This is a genomic window from Arthrobacter sp. USHLN218 (assembly GCF_037144715.1).
In the GTDB taxonomy this organism is placed as follows: domain Bacteria; phylum Actinomycetota; class Actinomycetes; order Actinomycetales; family Micrococcaceae; genus Crystallibacter.
In genome coordinates this window covers 385,232-403,174 of sequence record NZ_JBBCYT010000001.1, presented here as the reverse complement: position 1 = coordinate 403,174, position 17,943 = coordinate 385,232, and the positions used below count along the sequence as shown (strand labels likewise).

Annotated in this window: 12 protein-coding genes; 2 read left to right on the top strand and 10 right to left on the bottom strand. The window is 65.3% G+C overall.

Annotated features, from left to right (window positions below):
• Positions 1–205: 205 nt before the first annotated feature.
• The 10 genes from WFH44_RS01760 to WFH44_RS01715 all read right to left on the bottom strand — a co-directional run bounded on the left by WFH44_RS01760 (position 206) and on the right by WFH44_RS01715 (position 15,890).
• The gene (locus WFH44_RS01760; protein WP_336711265.1) at positions 206–5,953 is read right to left on the bottom strand and encodes a S8 family serine peptidase; all 5,748 of its coding nucleotides are present in this window, start codon (positions 5,951–5,953) and stop codon (positions 206–208) included.
• Positions 5,954–6,236: 283 nt separating this feature from the next.
• Positions 6,237–9,836: a transcription-repair coupling factor gene (gene mfd / locus WFH44_RS01755; protein ID WP_336711264.1), complete on the bottom strand. Its 3,600-nt coding sequence runs from the start codon at positions 9,834–9,836 to the stop codon at positions 6,237–6,239.
• A gap of 335 nt (positions 9,837–10,171) precedes the next feature.
• The gene (locus WFH44_RS01750) at positions 10,172–10,777 is read right to left on the bottom strand and encodes a hypothetical protein (RefSeq protein WP_336711262.1); all 606 of its coding nucleotides are present in this window, start codon (positions 10,775–10,777) and stop codon (positions 10,172–10,174) included.
• A gap of 137 nt (positions 10,778–10,914) precedes the next feature.
• On the bottom strand, positions 10,915–11,766 hold the full coding sequence (locus WFH44_RS01745) for an LssY C-terminal domain-containing protein (protein ID WP_336711261.1): 852 nt from the start codon (positions 11,764–11,766) through the stop codon (positions 10,915–10,917).
• A 47-nt stretch (positions 11,767–11,813) separates the two neighbouring features.
• Positions 11,814–12,257: a hypothetical protein gene (locus tag WFH44_RS01740; RefSeq protein ID WP_336711259.1), complete on the bottom strand. Its 444-nt coding sequence runs from the start codon at positions 12,255–12,257 to the stop codon at positions 11,814–11,816.
• A gap of 60 nt (positions 12,258–12,317) precedes the next feature.
• Positions 12,318–12,893, bottom strand: coding sequence for a hypothetical protein (locus WFH44_RS01735; RefSeq protein WP_336711258.1), 576 nt, complete (start codon positions 12,891–12,893; stop codon positions 12,318–12,320).
• Positions 12,894–12,980: 87 nt separating this feature from the next.
• A complete protein-coding gene (locus WFH44_RS01730) occupies positions 12,981–13,484 on the bottom strand; it encodes a hypothetical protein (protein WP_336711256.1) in 504 nt (167 codons plus the stop codon).
• Between the two features lie 44 nt (positions 13,485–13,528).
• On the bottom strand, positions 13,529–14,572 hold the full coding sequence (locus WFH44_RS01725) for a signal peptidase I (protein WP_336711255.1): 1,044 nt from the start codon (positions 14,570–14,572) through the stop codon (positions 13,529–13,531).
• Between the two features lie 105 nt (positions 14,573–14,677).
• The gene (locus WFH44_RS01720) at positions 14,678–15,280 is read right to left on the bottom strand and encodes a TasA family protein (RefSeq protein WP_336711253.1); all 603 of its coding nucleotides are present in this window, start codon (positions 15,278–15,280) and stop codon (positions 14,678–14,680) included.
• Positions 15,281–15,383: 103 nt separating this feature from the next.
• Complete coding sequence (locus tag WFH44_RS01715) at positions 15,384–15,890, bottom strand: hypothetical protein (protein WP_336711251.1); 507 nt, start codon at positions 15,888–15,890, stop codon at positions 15,384–15,386.
• 184 nt (positions 15,891–16,074) lie between these two features.
• On the opposite strand from WFH44_RS01715, the gene WFH44_RS01710 reads away from it, so the two are divergent.
• Entirely contained in the window at positions 16,075–16,500 is a 426-nt protein-coding gene (locus WFH44_RS01710) for a hypothetical protein (RefSeq protein ID WP_336711250.1), read from the top strand.
• A complete protein-coding gene (locus WFH44_RS01705) occupies positions 16,488–17,771 on the top strand; it encodes a sensor histidine kinase (RefSeq protein ID WP_336711249.1) in 1,284 nt (427 codons plus the stop codon). The genes WFH44_RS01710 and WFH44_RS01705 overlap by 13 nt, the downstream gene beginning before the upstream one ends.
• The last annotated feature ends 172 nt before the right edge of the window (positions 17,772–17,943 follow it).

Below are 17,943 nucleotides of genomic sequence, written 5' to 3'. Positions count from 1 at the left end.
TTTGACCGTCAACGGGCACTTCACGGGAACCTGACCAATTTCTTATGGCGGCCATTGGCGCGCACCCGGTGCTCGGACTCCGGCTACGAATTCACGACGGCGGTGCCGCACACCGCTGGTTAGAAGCAAATCGCCACGGTTGTCTCAAACGCGGACGGCGGCGGCTGGCATTTGTGCCAGCCACCGCCGTCCAATTCTGCCGAGGCTACTGTCCCGCGATGTTGTAGCTCGACCAGCCCGAGCCGATCGATATCCGCGGAATCCAGCGGCTCTTATCGGCTTGGTAGTACCAGAGCCGGCCGGAGGTATCCCGGGCGAACATACCGGTCGTCCCTGCCCCACCGAAACCATTCGCAGCGACCAGATGGCTCATCGCATTCCAGCCGGAGCTGCCGATCGTAGCCCGAGACTCGCTGACGAATTTCCCCGAACCGTTTCCGCGGTAGAGCTTCAGCTGCCCGGCCGACGTCCTGGCGACAAGGTCCTTACGTCCGTCCTTGTCCCAGTCCATGGCTACCAGCGTGTACTTCGACCACCCGCTGCTTCCCAGCGTGTAACGCGCGGAAAGCCGGTAACCGGACGGATTGCCGTACACGAAGAGCCTTCCGGCCTTCGTGTCCTTGGCAATGATGGACGGGTATTTGTCTCCCGACTTCCACTTCGTCACGGACAGGTCGAACGGCGTCCAGCCGCTGCCGCCCAATGTAAGCCGGGAGAACCCGCCGGTCCGTGAGGCCTTGTAGAAGTACAGCTGACCGGACTTCGTCTTGGCGATGATGTCGACATAGCCGTCGGCATTCCAGTCCACGCTGTGGATCTCGTCCATGGTTGACCAGCCGGACCGCCCGATCATCACGCGTTTCGAACCGCTCTTGCCGTAATTCCAGAGCCGGCCCTGCGAATCGATGGCCACCATATCGCCTTCGATTATCGACGGGCTCGCCTTCGGCTGGAACGTATGCGACCAGGACACGGTCCCCGTGAGTACGTAGTCAGTCTCCGCCTTGGCCTCCACTGTCACCGTGCCGGTCGGAGCAGTGTGCGTTCCCGCCTCTTTGACAAGGCCGTTCACCGCATACCGGACGCCCTTCACCGACGGAAGCGTGTACGTCGCTCCCCCATCGTCGAAGGTCACCGGCTTCGGCACCACCGTGTATGGAGTCTCGAGGAACGTGTGGCTCCACGCCGCAGTTGCTCCGGCCTCCAGCAGATAGTCCTTCTGTGCCGTAGCCGTCACCGTAACGACGCCGGAGCCTGGGTAAGTGCCTGCACTGACTTTCGCGTCGTTGATCCGGTACTCCACGCCCTCGGCCGCAGGAACCGTGAACGTGTCCTTCGCCGTCCCGTCCTCGTCTGAGAACACCACCGGTTTAGGCACCGTACGATAAGGCGTCGCAGCGAACTCGTGGGACCACTCGGTTATGGCTGCTTGCACCCAGCCGAAGCCCTCGAGCGCGCGGGCAGTCACGGTCACCTTTCCGGATGCCGGATAGGTTCCGGGCGCCACTAGGGTACCGTCGACGAGGTATTCCACACCTTCAGAGGAGGGAATCATATAGGCGTCGTCCGCCGTGCCATCCCAATCTGTGAAGATGACTGGAAGCGGCGAGACCTGCTGCGGCTGGACCGCGAACACGTGCGTCCATTCAGCCACGGCGTTCTCCGCCAGCACATAGTCGGTCATGGCTTCAGCAGAAACTGTCACGGCCCCGGTGCCCGGGTAGGTTCCTGCCGCGACCGGTTCCCCGGCGACGATATAGGTCACGCCCTTCGCTTCCGGAATCGTGAAGGTATCGCGCTTCGACCCTACTTCGTCCGTAAACACGACAGCCTTGGGTACGACGACGTAAGGAGTCACCTTGAATTCATGCGACCATTCCGCGACAACCCCTGCCGCGAACACATAGTCCGTCTTGGGCTGCGCCGTAACGGTTACGATGCCGGATCCCTGGTGCGTGCCGGGCGTCATCTTGTCGCCGTTGGCCAGATAGTCAACTCCAGCGACGTCGGGAACGGTATAGGAATCGTTCGCGGTCCCGTCCTCATCAAGGAACACCACTGGCTCAGGGACCACCACGTACGGGGTCGCCTTGAACACGTGGGACCACTCGGCAGCAGTGCCGTCCTTCAGCACGTAGTCCGTCTGCGGTTTCGCGGTCACCGTCACCGTGCCCGTAGCCGGATGCGTCCCGGCAGCCACGACCTCGTTGCCGACCAAGTAGTCGACGCCTTTCACCTCAGGAACCGTGAACGTGTCCTTCGCGGTCCCGTCCAGATCGGTGAACACCACCGGCTCCGGAACCACCACGTACGGGGTCGCCTTGAACACGTGCGACCACTCCGCCGTCGCCCCGTCCTTCAGCACGTAGTCCGTCTGCGCCCTCGCGGTCACGGTGACCGTGCCCGTGCCCGGATGCGTCCCGGCAGCCACGACCTCATCATCGACCAGGTAGTCGACACCCTTGGTTCCCGGGACCGTGTACGTGTCCTTTGCGGGCCCGTCCTCATCGGCGAACACCACCGGCTCCGGAACCACTACGTACGGGGTCACCTTGAACACGTGCGACCACTCCGCGACCGCACCGTCCTTCAGCACGTAGTTAGTCTGCGGTTTCGCGGTCACCGCCACCTTGCCCGCGCCCGAATGGGTGCCGGCCTCGACCTTCTCGTCACCAAGGTAGTAATCCACACCCTTGGTTTCGGGGACGGTGAACGTATCCTTCGCGGTCCCGTCCTCATCGGCGAACACCACCGGCTCCGGAACCACCACGTACGGGGTCGCCTTGAACACGTGCGACCACTCCGCGACCGCGCCGTCCTTCAGAACATAGTCCGCCTGCGGTTTCGCGGTCACCGTCACCGTGCCCGCGCCCGAATGGGAGCCGGCCTCGACCTTCTCGTCACCAAGGTAGTAATCCACACCCTTGGTTTCGGGGACGGTGAACGTATCCTTCGCGGTCCCGTTCTCATCGGCGAACACCACCGGCTCCGGCACCACCACGTACGGGGTCGCCTTGAACACGTGCGACCACTCCGCGACCGCGCCGTCCTTCAGCACGTAGTTAGTCTGCGGTTTCGCGGTCACCGTCACCGTGCCCGCGCCCGGATGCGTCCCGGCAGTCACGACCTCGTTGCCGGCCAAGTAGTCGACGCCTTTCACCTCAGGAACCGTGAACGTATCGTTCGCGGTCCCGTCCTCATCGGCGAACACCACCGGCTCCGGAACCACCGTTACACGAGACGTAACCACGACTTCATCCAAGATGCGAAAGCCATCGGTTGAATTCCCGAGGGTGTCATCAAGCGGGAACAGAGAAACCTCCCACTTTCCGATTGCCGCCGCCTGGGGAATCGTGATCGTCCGTTCCCACACACCGTCACGGGCATCACCGGAGACCAAAGTCATCGAACCAAACCCGTGGCTCTGACCCGACTCATCATGACTCATGGAAACTACCGGTGCCTTCGAACCCGTATCGTCAGTCAAACGAACCGACACCTTCACGGTCCCCGAACCGCCACTGATGTCCAGCGTCTTCGGCGTCACCGACCAGCTCTCCAACACCGGAGCCGCAGTATCCGAAACCGGTCCGGTGACCTCCACGGAGTCCAGCGTCCGGAAACCACCCGCCGAGTTACCCAACGTGTCATCCAACGGGTACAGAGTGACGTCCCACGGCCCGGTTGCCGCCGCCTGGGGAACCGTGATCGTCCGTTCCCACACACCGTCACGGGCATCACCGGAGACCAAAGTCATCGAACCGAACCCGTGGCTCTGACCCGACTCATCATGACTCATGGAAACTACCGGTGCCTTCGAACCCGTAGCGTCAGTCAAACGAACCGACACGTTCACGGTCCCCGAACCGCCACTGATGTCCAGCGTCTTCGGCGTCACCGACCAGCTCTCCAACACCGGAGCCGCAGTATCCGAAACCGGTCCGGTGACCTCCACGGAGTCCAGCGTCCGGAAACCACCCGCCGAGTTACCCAACGTGTCATCCAACGGGTACAGAGTGACGTCCCACGGCCCGGTTGCCGCCCCCTGGGGAACCGTGATCGTCCGTTCCCACACACCGTCACGGGCATCACCCGAGACCAAAGTCATCGAACCGAACCCGTGGCTCTGACCCGACTCGTCATGACTCATGGAAACTACCGGTGCCTTCGAACCCGTAGCGTCAGTCAAACGAACCGACACCTTCACGGTCCCCGAACCGCCACTGATGTCCAGCGTCTTTGGCGTCACCGACCAGCTCTCCAACACCGGAGCCGCTACGTCCGCGTCGCCGATGGGATCGTCAGTTCCGACTATTGGTCCGAAGGGAGCCGATGTGGGCGAAGCGGTGGAATAGCCCGCTTTCTGACCGGTAATAGTGACGGACATGTAGCTGCCGATATCCGTGGGAATCGTAGTGTAGGTCGCCCCAGTTGCTCCTTCGATGGGAGTCCCGTCTCGCTTCCACTGATAAGCAAAGGTCATGTCTGAGGGTGACCACCCTCCCTTATCAGCAGTCAGTACAGATCCGCTCACTGCGCTCCCGAGAATCCGGGGCGTTTCGTATATGACGGGTCGAAGATAAGGCTTGTTTGTAAGTGCTGCAGTTGCGTCCGCCAACCCCGCGCCACACCCATTCCAGCAGTAGTTGGGCATAGGTCGGGCGGTCTCCTTGAGACGCCGTTCAACCGCAGCCGGCGAGAGTGATCCGCCTGCCTCAGACATCAGCATCGCCGCTACTCCCGCGACATGGGGCGCCGCCATGGAAGTTCCTTGCGAGTAGTGATAACTTTCGGGCCCAGGAACGGTGGTGCCGTCGTTTAGCGTAGAACCAATACCGCTGGTTACGGCGAATGTCATGTCACCGCCAGGGGCCGTTACGTCAACGGCAGAACCGTAGTTCGAATATCGAGCGCGGCTTCCTTCTCTACCGCTGGCGGCCACAGTGATTACGTTCTGGCAATTCGCCGGGCTCGAATTCCAAGCGTCGCGGTTCTCATTGCCTGCTGCAACAACAACTGCCGACCCTGCACCTATAGCAAAGTCAATGGCGGATTGGTACGTGTAGGAGCATGTACCACTGCCCCCCAGCGAAAGGTTGATTACGCTGGCGGGATTCACATTCGCTGGCGCCCCCTCAACGCTTCCTCCGGCTGCCCAGACGATCCCGTCTGCAATATCTGACGTGTATCCACCGCAGGCCCCAAGTGCACGAATAGGCAGAATTTTGGCGTCAGGGGCAACACCGGCCACACCCTTCCCGTTTCCGGTAACCGCGGCAACTGTGCCGGCCACGTGTGTTCCATGCCAGGAAGAGGATCCGCCCTCCGCGTTATTGCCACATTCATATGCGGCATACCAATCCCCCTCATCCTGAGGATTGGCGTCGCGCCCATCTCCGTCGCGTGACCTCGAGGAACTGGAAATCATGTCATACCCAGGAAGGACATTGGCGTTCAAATCGCTGTGATCCGTAATGCCGGTGTCAATCACTGCAACGACAACACCGTCGCCGCGGCTAACGTTCCAAGCACCGGGCACCCGCATTCCGGCCTGGCCCTCCCAAAAGTCCCATTGCAAGCCGTAGAACTCGTCGTTGGGGCTAAGCGACGCAGGCAGCATGATTTGATCGCTCTCGACATATTCGACGTCAGGACTGGCCTCAAGCCCTGTCATCAACTCCTGAGCTTCTCGCTTATCAAGCGGATGCTCCGTCGCGATGATACGAGCCCCGCTAGCTGAGGTTCGAACTTCCTTGACCGAGATGCCGAGGTCCTTGGCCACGTGCCCATAAGCGTTGCCACGTTCTGCAGAACTGCGGTTCGCTTTGGCCTTAAACTTGACGATGAAGCGGTCAGTCACCGCTAGGTCCTTCTCGGCCACGCCGGTTTCCGGCGCCACAGGTAATGGCTCATTGGCGGCTGTGGCCTCAGGTGCAATAAAGGTGCCGGTCACTAGTGCGACGGCGCACAGTGTCACTATTCCGGGCAGGACCCGGCTAGGACGAGAACGATTCATTAGATTCCTCGCAGGCTGGCGCTACTGCGAGATCAGCAGGAGCGCAGACAAAAGGGTTCGACCCATCGCGCCCCCCGCTCGGAATTATAACGTTTAACTCAAACTTTGTACCGGAGAGTGAGCGTCTCGCGTCATATTTCCACCACCACGGTCCGCTTTTCTTGAGTGCATCGAAAAACGTTTTCTGTGCGACCGACAGTCGATCCCGTTGCGGGAGGCACTATTCCTTGAAAATGGCGTCAATGACCTGCTGCGCCCAGTCGAGGATGGCCTGGTCCGCTAGGTCTTTGCCGCCGATGCGGGCGGTCTTGGGCTTCGGGATGAGGATGAAGTCCAAGGCCGGCTTCACCTGCGAGCCGGGGTACATCCGGTTGAGGCGCATGACCTTCGACTCCGGCAGCGCCGCCGGGGCGAACTTGATGAAGTTGCCCTGGGTGGCGACGTCGGTGAGGCCGGCGGCGCGGGCGCCGACCCTGAACCGGGCGACCGAGATCAGGTTGGTGACCGGCTCGGGCGGGGTGCCGTAGCGGTCGTTGAGTTCCTCGACGACCTCGTCGATCGCCTCGTTAGTCAGCGCGGAGGCGAGCTTCCGGTAGGCCTCCAGCCGCAGCCGCTCCCCCGGGACGTAGTCGTGCGGCAGGTGCGCGTTGACCGGCAGCTCGATCTTCATCTCGGCGGCCTTCTCCTCGGCCTCGCCGCGGAAGTCCGCCACGGCCTCGCCGACCAGCCGGATGTACAGGTCGAAGCCGACGCCCTGGATGTGCCCGGACTGCTCGCCGCCCAGCAGGTTGCCGGCGCCGCGGATCTCGAGGTCCTTCAGCGCCAGCTGCATGCCGGCGCCCAGCTCGTTGTGCGAGGCCACGGCCTTCAGCCGCTCCAGCGCCACCTCGCCCAGCGGCTTCTCCGCCGGGTAGAGGAAGTAGGCGTACGCGCGTTCCCGCCCGCGGCCCACACGCCCGCGCAGCTGGTGCAGCTGCGAGAGCCCGTAGTTGTCCGCCCGGTCCACGATCAGCGTGTTCGCGTTGGAGATGTCCAGGCCGGTCTCGATGATCGTGGTGCAGACGAGCACGTCGAACTTCTTCTCCCAGAAGTCCACGATGATCTGCTCCAGCCGCGCCTCGGACATCTGCCCGTGGGCCACCTCCACCCGGGCCTCCGGCACCAACTCGCGGATGTGCGCGGCCTGCCGGTCGATCGAGGACACCCGGTTGTGCACGAAGAACACCTGGCCCTCGCGCATCAGCTCGCGCCGGATCGCGGCCGAGGTCTGCTGGTCCGTGTACGGGCCCACGTAGGTCAGCACCGGGTGCCGCTCCTCCGGCGGCGTGGCCAGCGTGGACGTCTCCCGGATCCCGGTCAGCGACATCTCCAGGGTTCTCGGGATCGGCGTCGCCGACATAGCCAGCACGTCCACATTGGTGCGCATTTTCTTCAGCGCTTCCTTGTGCTCCACGCCGAACCGCTGTTCCTCATCGACAATGACCAGGCCGAGGTCCTTGAACTCCATCTCCTTGGACAGCAGCCGGTGCGTGCCGATCACCACGTCCACCGAGCCGTTCTTCACGCCCTCGAGCGTCTCCTTGGCTTCCTTCGAGGTCTGGAACCGGGACAGCGGCTGCACCCGCACCGGGAATCCGGAGAACCGCTCGCTGAAAGTCTCGTAGTGCTGCTGCGAGAGCAGCGTCGTCGGCACCAGCACGGCCACCTGCTTGCCGTCCTGCACCGCCTTGAACGCAGCGCGCACCGCGATCTCCGTCTTGCCGTAGCCGACGTCGCCGGAGACCAGCCGGTCCATCGGGACCTCGCGCTCCATGTCCGCCTTGACCTCGTTGATCGTGGTGAGCTGGTCCGGCGTCTCGATGTACGGGAACGCCTCCTCCAGCTCGCGCTGCCACGGGGTGTCCGGCGCAAACGCGTGCCCCTTCGACGCCATCCGCGCCGAGTACAGCCGGATCAGCTCGCCGGCGATCTCCTTGACCGCCTTGCGCGCCTGGCTCTTGGTCTTCGCCCAGTCCGAGCCGCCCATCTTCGACAGCGCGGGGGTATCGCCGCCCACGTACCGGGTGACCTGGTCCAGCTGGTCGGTCGGCACGAACAGCCGGTCCCCCGGCGCCCCGCGCTTGCTCGGCGCGTACTCCAGCACCAGGTATTCGCGCATCGTCTTGGTCGGCCCGGCGCCGGACGAGCGCTGCACCAGCTCCTTGAACTTCGCGACGCCGTGCTGCTCGTGCACCACGTAGTCGCCCTCGGTCAGCTGCAGGGGGTCGACGGCGTTGCGCCGCTTGGAGGGCATCTTCCGCATGTCACGGGTGCCGGCCGCGGTGGTCCTGCCCAGCAGGTCCGCCTCCGTGAGCAGCCCGAGCTTCAGCCCGTCGAACACGAATCCTTTGCCCGCACTCGCCGTCGTAATTTCGATGATTCCAGGCTGCGGTTCCTTCTCCAGCGACTCCACGCGCGCGGCGGGGATGTCGTTGTCGTGGAAAAGTTCGGCCAGGCGCGAGGCCGGGCCAGGGCCCTCGGTCGCCACTACCACACGCCACTGGTCGCGCACGCGCGAGCCAATGAAGCTCATCATTTCGGCCACGTCGCCCTGGTAGCCGCGCGGTTCGCGGGCCGCGAGCGTAAGGGTGTCGATGTCCAGCACGGTCTCGTCGTCCGGGTTGAAGGACGTGATGGACCACCAGGAGACGCTGTGCTCGAGCGCCGTGGTGCGTGTGTCCGCGAGCGAGCGGAACCCCGCAGTCTCGAGGTCCCCCTGCAGCGCCAGATCCAAAGGCGCGTTCCCGCCGTCGGATGCGGTGGCCCACGCCGCGGCGAGGAACTCCGCGTTGGTCGCCTCGAGGTCGTGCGCGCGGGCACGCACCTTTTCGGGTTCAATAACGACGGCGATGCTCGCCTCGGGCAGTTCGCCCAGGAACGGGACCATCGCCTCCACGAGCACAGGCGCGAGGGACTCCATGCCCTCCACCGCGATGCCGCCGGCGATCTTCTCCAGCATGTCCGCCGCGGCCGGCATCTGCCCCTTCAGCTTCGCGGCCTTGCTCATCACGCCCGGGGTGATCAGCAGCTCGCGGCACGGCGGGGCGTACAGCGTCTCCGGGTGCTTGATGTGCTCGCCAGACAGGGAGCGCTGGTCGGCCACCGCGAACCAGCGCATCTGGTCCACCTCGTCGCCGAAGAAATCGATGCGGATCGGGTGGTCCTCTGTGGGCGGGAAGACGTCCAGGATGCCGCCGCGGACCGCGAACTCGCCCCGGCGGGACACCATGTCCACCCGCGCGTACGCCGCCGCGGCCAGCTGCTTCACCACGTCCGTGAACTCGACCTCGTCGCCGACCTTCAGCGAGACCGGCATCAGGTCGCCCAGGTCCTTGACCAGCGGCTGCAGCACCGCGCGCACGGGAGCGACGACGACGTGCAGCGGCACCGTGCCTTCCGAGCCGTGCTTCAGGCGGCGCAGCACCGAGAGGCGCCGGCCCACCGTGTCCGAGCGCGGGGACAGCCGCTCGTGCGGCAGCGTCTCCCAGCTCGGGAATTCCTCGATCGACTCCGCCGGCAGGTAGCAGCGCAGCCCCGCCGCCAGGTCCTCCGCCTCTCGGCCCGTCGCCGTCACGGCCAGCACCACCGGCGCCCGCCCGCCGTCGGCCGCGGCGCCGTCCAGCCCCTCGATCATCTCCGCGAGCAGCGCCGCCCGCAGCCCGGGAGGCGCCCCGATCTGCAGGTCCTCGCTGCGCTCCCCCGCCGACCTCGAGGCCTGGGTGCGCACCCGTCCAAAGGACTTGTCCTCGGCCAGCGCGGTCCGCAGTCCATTCAGGCTCATCTTCGTCATCTCCGGGGTGCTCGGGAGTTCAGGCAACACGAGAACCCGAAGTTCGTCAGAACCCCGGGATCACGTCCACGAGTTTACCGCCTGCCTCCGACAGTCAGTACCTGCTCGGCGAGCTGCAATATCAGCGAATCAACACACCACGATCTGGGTCCCGGCGGAGCTGAAGCTGGAACTATCCGCAGGTGAGGACGTCCGGACGATTGTGATGAAGGAGCCGTACCCCTACGGTGAAGGCTTCGCACCGCGGTGGTGGGACCTCGACCCCTGGTGAACCAGATGAAAGGAGGGCAGGCACAGCTGCCTTCCCTCCGAGACTCCGTCAGTATTTACTTCGCCGGGTATTTCCATTCCCAACCGGCGGCAGCGTATCCGGGATGGAACACGAGCACGCCTTCAGCGGTTTCCGCGTCAAGAACGACTTTTCCAGTCGCCTTTTCTGCCGGCCCGATTTCCGAGGGTAGAAGCTCAGAATCGTCCAAGCAGGAGAACGATGCAGCCGTTCCTAGATCGGCATTGGATGTGGTTCCGTTTGGCGCAATGGTCTTGAACTCGAATGGGTTCAGCCCAAAGGAGGGGACCACTGAGTCAGCCAAGGCAGGTTCGGTCTTTACCGAAACGTCGAGGATGAGGATGTGGCCGTTCTCGGGTTCCGAAGCGAATTGACCGCTGCATTTTCCATCGACTGTGATGGAGTTGATTACAAAGGAAGCGACGTCTGTTCCGTCGTCTGATATACCTGCGCCCTGGCCGACCTCCTTGATTAGGTTGCCGCGGTCAGACCTTTCTGCGGCCGTCGCGGTGGGAGTAGCTTTTGCTACGGCGCTCGTTTCCCCGGCAGGTGCAACGCTGGGCGCTTCAGCGCTTTGAGGCGTGCTGCCACAGCCCGTCAAAAGGAGGGCGGCGGCAGCAAGGCAGGCGAGTGACTTCTTCAATTTTTCCCCATAGTGTTCGTGATTAAATCGGCAAAATCGACACTTCCAATATGGTTTAAGCTTAAACGTTCCGATAGAAAGTGCCTAATCTTTCCCCTGCTCACAGAACAAGCGTCGGTGAAGTCGAACGGGGACAACTACGACGGCGGGGCGAGGGTGATCATGGGCAGGTCGCCGTCGGTTTCAATCGCGTCGCCGCCGCCGTTCCGTGCGTGGTAGCCGGTGGAGAAGTGCCGGAGGATTTGGACGGTCGCTCCGGTGCCGGCGAGCCCTGCGGTGACGAGGTCGCGTTCGGTGTCCGTCTGTTCGGCGATCTTGTGCGTGATCTGGAAGGTGAAGAGGGACAGGCCCACGCGCCGGTCGAAGGTGGCGGCGCCGACGAAGTCCACCTTCCAGCCGCCGGGAAGCCTCCATTCGGGCGGGCAGGCCCAGAACCTGACGTGGTGCCGTTGCGCGGGGCTGCCGGCCACTTCCAGCTCAAAGGCCAGCGTCTCTTTCTGGCCGAAGACGAAGAGCGGGCTGACCGGGGCCGAGGGGTAGCTGCGGCGCAAAATGGAGTCGCGGACAATGCGCCAGCTGCTGGATAGCGTGACCGGGTCGGCCTCGATCCAGCCTGCCGCGGTCATCGCTTCCCGCAAGGAGTCAGAGTTCCCGATGACGGCCAGGTTCACCGGGTCGCCCAGCAGCCCGTCGACCGTCCGCGCCCGGCCAATGAAGTAGTTGGGCACGTAGATGCGGGTCAGGAGGCGGTTAATCCTCGGCAGCAGGATGTAGGCGGCGAGCACCCAGACGAAGAAGAAAGCCCAGGGCAGGCGGGCGTCGTCGCTGAGTCCGTCGATCAGCAGCTCGTAGACCGCCCATCCGGCCAGCACCGTGACCAGCAGGTAGGCGATCCGCTGCAGCCAGAGCACGACCGTGCTTGCCAGCCGGCTGTACCAGCGCGGCCGCGGCGGCGTGCTGTCCCGGGAACTTGTCCCCGAGCGGTTCATCGTCCCATTATGGCCTCGCACGCGGACGGCGGCAGACCGGGTTCTGCTCAAGGGCTAGGGGATCCGCTCGGGGAAGCCGGTTCCGCTGTCACGCTCGGCTGGCATTCCAGCCCGCTGGCGCTGGTGGTGGCGACGGTCGGGAACGCGACGTCGACAGACTGCCCCGGTTCAACCGTGAAGTCTTGTTTCTTCACGCCAATCACCTGCGAGTCCGCGGTACGCACCACCGAGAACTGCACGGTATAGGTGTTGGGGCTGTTGCCGACATTGCGCAGCGTCGCTTTGCCGCGCCACACGCCGTTCTCGTCGGGGGCGCACCTGAAGTCGGACAGGACGCCCATCCCGGCGGACGGGGGCGGCATGCTTCCCGTCCACGACTGGGTCGGCGTCATCGCCGGACGGGTTTCCGGGGGTTCCCCTCGCGGCGCGGAGCAGCTGGCCATTGCGGCGGCCAGTACGGGGATGGCGGCGAGGATAAGGATAGGTCTCACGAGCACAGAGTAGGTCCGGGTGCGGCCGGCGGTCGTCATCCGTTCCGGATGATCAGTGCCTCAGCGCGGCCGGCGGGCAGCTGCGTCTGCCGTCCCGCCCGGGACGCTGACGGCGGGCGCCGGTTTCAGCCAGACGGTATAGGACAGGGCGATGATGCCCCAGATGCCGAGGACCAGGCCGATCCGCGGGAACCAGCCCGCCAGTTCCTGCGTCCGCGAGGCGTCACCGACCAGCACGATGCAGGCGAGGAGCACCGCGGCGCTGATCGCGCCGGCGAGGATCGCCTTGCCGAACTCCCGCCATTCCCGGCGCGCACGCTGCCAGCCGTACAGCTTGGGCCGCGCCGGAGCCCCGTCGAACCGCCGCGCGAACTTGGCATCGAGCCAGCTGACCATACTGTGCCCGAACGCCACGGACATCCCGAGGTAGAGCGCGCCGAGCCCATGGCTCCAGTCCGCAACGGCACCGCCGCGCAGATCGATGACAATCAGGGCCAGCAGGAGGACGTCGATCAGCGGCACCGCGATCAGCAGGGCCCGCGCCGTCCGCGGCTTCCGCAGCACATACCGCGCCACGAGCGCCAGCACCAGAACGACCCAGAAACCGATCTCGCAGGCAATGATGGGCAGCAGCATCCGTCCCCCTGTAGATATGGCTGCGGTATCGGTTCCAGCGTAGCCAGCCTGGGACGCGCTACCCGTCATCCTTCCGGAGGAGAAATCTCAGGTGCAGGTGACGGTGCCGGTGCGGGCCGCGCCTGTCCAGGTGTTGGCGGTGCCAGGGACGTCGTAGTAGCCGCGGAGCTCGTACCGCCAAGTGCCTTTGGATTGGCCGTAGGGGTTGGTGAGGGTGATGTCGCCGCCGTCGGCGCCGAGCAGGCTCTTGGTCTGCTTGACGGCGCCGGCGGGGTCGTAGAGCACGATCTCGTGGCGGTTGGCGAAGGGCATCCGGGTATAGGCGCCGACGTCGATCTTCACCGTGGTCTGCGACTGTGTCTGGCAAGTGGCGGCGACGGCGGTGGTGGGCGCGGGGATGGTGGCTGTGCTGACGGGGGTGGCGGCGCCGGCGTAGGCGGTGAAGGCGGCCTGGGCCATGGCGGGAATCCCGAGGAGCGTGAGGGTCAGGGCGAGGACGACGGCGGCGCGGAGCCTTAACCGGCGGGTCACGGTGAATGCCACGTCGCTTGCTCCCTTCTCCTCGTCGTCGTACTTCAGTGTGGGGCACACGGCTCAAGGTTCCCGGAGCCGGAGCCTCAAGAAACGCGCAATTCCTACGCCGCCCTGGGCACCGGCGGGAGGCCGGCGGCGGCGAGGACGGAGCGCATGGCCCCGGTGAGCAGTTCGCCGGCGGGTCCGGGGCCGGGGACCGAGCCGGCGCGGAGCTCGGCCTCCAGGCCAAGGCAGTGGCGTTCGATCCGCAGGGCGCCGGCCATGTGCGAGGAGACCTTCAGGCTCAGGACCGCGTCCATCGAGTCCTCGGCGTCGCCGCGGCGGAGGGTGTCGAGCACTCGGCCGACCCGGGCGGGCAGCAGCTGCAGGTAGCTGCGGAGGAAGGTGCGCATCGCGAGCTCCTCGAGGGAGTCGTCGGCGAGGCTGGGGGGACGGTTGGAGTCCAGGTCGGGAAGATCGGTGTCAGCCATGGTGCGCCGGTTCCGTGTTGGTGTGGATGGTGGCTGGGTGTCGGTCAGCGTGACTGAGGTGGGTTCGGCCGGATGGTCGATGGGCTTGCGCCAGATGTTCACGAGCATGCCTGCGACCAGCAGGGCCGGGGCGCCGTACATCAGGATGTTGCGCACCAGGGGTTCGCGCAGCGTGCGGATGACCGTCCCGAGGTGCGGGATGGTGAAGGCGTGCCGGTAGACGGTGTCGCCCTGCAGCGTCGCGGTCCACGGGTCGGCGCCGTTGTTGGCATCGCCCTTGGTGCGGACGGCCGTGGTCCCGTCAGCGTTGGTGATCACCTCGATGATGCGGTGGGTTTCCACCCGCTGGTCCTCGACCGGGATGTGGTAGGTGATGATGTCGCCCTCGGCGATGGCGTCCACCGGCACCGGCACGGAGACGACGACGTCGCCCGGGTTGATCAGCGGAGACATCGAGCCCGTCAGCATGGTGGAGGTCTGGTAGCCCAGCACCCGCGGGCCGATGGCCAGGAAGAGGAAGGCCGCCGCGGCAACGATGAGCACCGCCGTTGTTACTGCGTTGCCCAGACGGCTACCGCGCTTCCGCCGCGAGGTGACCCGACCGGCTTCCGCGGCCGAGTGGCGGCCCCGGGCCGGACTGGCTGTGCGGCCGATGCCTTCAGACATTGTGGTCATCGCGGTTGTCCCTTGGTTGCTGTGCGGAATGAATTGGTACTGGATGTTGCAACTGGTTAGCCGAAAGGTCCGCGGCTCCCCCAACGAAGCCGCGGACCCGTGGAACTAGCTGACAGTTCCCGAACGCTGGAGACCATCGAACTTGAAGTTGATTACGCTCTTCAGCCCCTGATAGTTGTTGTCCGCACCGGTGGGGAGGCTTACAGTGAGCTTCAGATTGTCGCTGCGGTGGGCGGTACGCGATGCAAGAGTATTCAGATCGCGCACACCTACAATCGGCGAGGAAGCGATGACCGTTGTGGCGCCGCCGCTGCAGGTGTACGGAGCCTTGGTCCCTTCCCAAGCGCTGGCACAGGACTCGATGGTCAAACGGAGACCGTTGGTCGTGTTGGTAGACAGCAAGGTGGGGGCAGCAACGGTGTCCGCTGTTGTCAGCTTCAGATCGCCCAGGTTCTGCTCGCCATCATTGGCCAACGTGACCAGCCGTTCGATGCTGTCACCGGGCAGGACACCGGCAGCGGCGACGCTGAGTGCCGCACCGCCATCGGCCATGTTGATCAGTACTGTGCCGGAATCAACCTTGGTGCTGGCGTTGGTAGAGGAAGAAAATGTGCCGTAAGTGCCGAGCCCGGCGACTGCAGCGGCGGTCGCGACGAGGCCTACGGAGGCGAGGAGCTTGCCGGAAGTGGTCTTCATGCTGATGCCCATGTCATCTGTCCTTTGAACGGTGCTGCGGGTTTCGGTGGCCGCTCTTCCGGCCTGACATCGACAACTATCCGGTCGCATCCTCAAGGATTGTCCTGCTTTTGATTCAAGCTTTCGTCAAGGTTTCCCCCTGCATCTCAAGCCGGCTCAAGTCGCTCAAGACAGGCTCAAGAAGCCGCACGGGGACTCGAGGCGAGGCCGGCCCATCCCTCGACACGGATACCGGCGCCGTGATCCGCGCCTCCGGCAGTTGGTTGAGGGGGCTCTTCCCTGTCAGCAGCCGGGCCAACGGCCTCTTATGTCCCTTCGCTCCCGCCGGACGGACGAGCCAGAAGACGAGTTCCTCGGGTTGTATGCCGCGCCGGCGCGCCTCGCAGAGGAGAGCCGACAAGCCCGCGATGACCCGTCCGCCGTCGTCGAACTGGAACCCCGGGTAGCGCTTCTCTCCCTTGACCCGGACCTCCAGGATCCGGTCGGCCAGGGCAAGCCGGTGGAGTGCCTGCGGCGTGACCTGGAGGATGGCGGCCGCATCGGCCGCCGGGAACAGTCCGCACGCGCGGGCGATCGAGCGCCAGCAGGCGGCGCTCGGCCTGGGCCAGACGAACGGGTCCATGCTCTCCTCCGGAGCCGCTGAACCATTGGGGGAACTCTAGGTTCCCGCCGGCGCGGCGGCGCGGCCAGAGCCGAACGGCTCCCTATGCGCCCGGCGCGCGCCACCTGTACGCCGGGGACGCTATTCTTTCCGTGGAATACCGTTCAACCGGCCGGCCTCCGACGTCGTCCTGGATAGGAGACGCATGCCCCAACTGCGTGCCCAGCTGCCCTTCGCCAGGAACTTCCATAGCCTCGGCCTGCGGGCCCGCGTGGTGCTCTGCCAGCTGCCGCTGCTCTCCTGCATGCTCGTGATCGCCGCGGTGTTCGCCCTCGCCGAGCGGGCGATGTTCGCCAACCCCTTGTTCGCGCTGTGCCTGCTGCTGCACGCGGTGCTGCTGGCGGCCTGCGCCGGGGTCCCGTGGGAGCGGCTGCCCGAGCGCAGCTTCCAGATCGTCCCGGTGCTGGACTTCGCCCTGATCGCGCTGCTGCTGCACGCGGTGGCCGGGCGTATGCGGGGCTGGGGCTGCTGCTGGTCTTTCCGGTCATCTGGCTCTCGGTCAGCAAGTTCAAGAGCCGGATCCTGGTCAGCTTCGCGGGCACGCTGGCCGCGGCCCTGGTGCCGCTGCTGAGCCCCGGGAGCCTGGACGCCGCGCACCTGCTGCGACTGGTCCTGCTGCCGGCCGTCATGCTCGCCATCTCGGTCTCCGTGCACATCGTCGCCAACAACATGGACTTCCAGCGGGACCAGCTGGCCGCCAAGGAGGCCGAGGTGCGCCGCGTTCTGGCGGTGATCCGCGAGCGCGAGCAGCTGCTGCACGCCGTAGTGGACAGCATCGACGTTGGCCTCGTTGCCCTGGACGCCGAGGGCCGGGTGACGCTCACCAACCGGCAGCAGCAGGCGTTCGCGGTCCGGGCGGGCAGCCGGGACACGGCGCCGGACCTGCAGCAGGAGCGGCAGAAGATTTACGACGGCGACGGGGTCACCTTCCTGCCGCCGGCAGACCGCCCGGTGCGGCGGGCCGCGGTAAAACAGGAAGTGGCCGGGCAGCTGCTCTGGCTCGGAGAGGAGCCGCAGCGCATCGCGGTATCCGCCACCGCCCGCAGCATCGACGGCCAGGACGGCGACTGCGCGGGCGGATCCGTGGTGCTGTTCAAGGACGTCACGGATCAGCTGGCCAAGCTCGCGGCCAAGGACGACTTCATGTCCGGCATCTCGCACGAGCTGCGTACCCCGCTGACCTCGATCCTGGCCTACCTCGAACTGGCCATGGAGCACCCAGACCTGCCCGAAGACGTCGCCGCGCACCTGGAGGTGGCGGACCGCAACGCCGAGCGGCTGCTTACCCTGATCTCCGACTTTCTCTCCGCCTCCGCCGGCACCCTCGAGATCCGTCCCGAGCCCACCGACCTCGCCGGCGTCGTGCGCTCCGCGGTGCAGTCCGCCGCGGCCACCGCGGCCGCCAAGAACATCGCCCTGGACAACCAGGTTGACCACGAGCTCGTCTCCGCCGCCGACCCCGCCCGGATGGGCCAGGTGCTGGACAACTTGCTCTCCAACGCCATCAAGTACTCCCCCGCCGGCAGCACCGTCACGCTTCGGGGCTGGCAGCACGCCGGCCACTCCGTCCTCGAGGTCGTGGACACCGGCTACGGCATGGACGACGCCGACCGGCTCCGGGTGTTCGACCGCTTCTTCCGCTCCAGCTCCGCCCGCCGCTCCGGCATCCACGGCACCGGCCTCGGCCTCGTCGTCGCCAAGGAAATCGTCGAACGCCACGGCGGCACCATCGACGTCTCCAGCGCCCTCGGCGAGGGCACAACCTTCACCGTCACACTTCCCGCCGCGGAACGCCGGCCCAGCGGCTCCGCCCTGGGGGCGGAAGTGGTGACATCCGAGTAGGGCAGGGTCCAGACAATGGGGAAGCATGGCGGCGCCAAGGAGCATATTCCTTCTACGGTGAGGCCGTGGAGGCGTCCGTATCCATGCGGCCGTGGTCGGTCCGTCGGCCGTCCGGCACAGGGTCACAAGCCCCAGTCCCTGCGGGACACGTCAACTGTTGAGATGCATTACG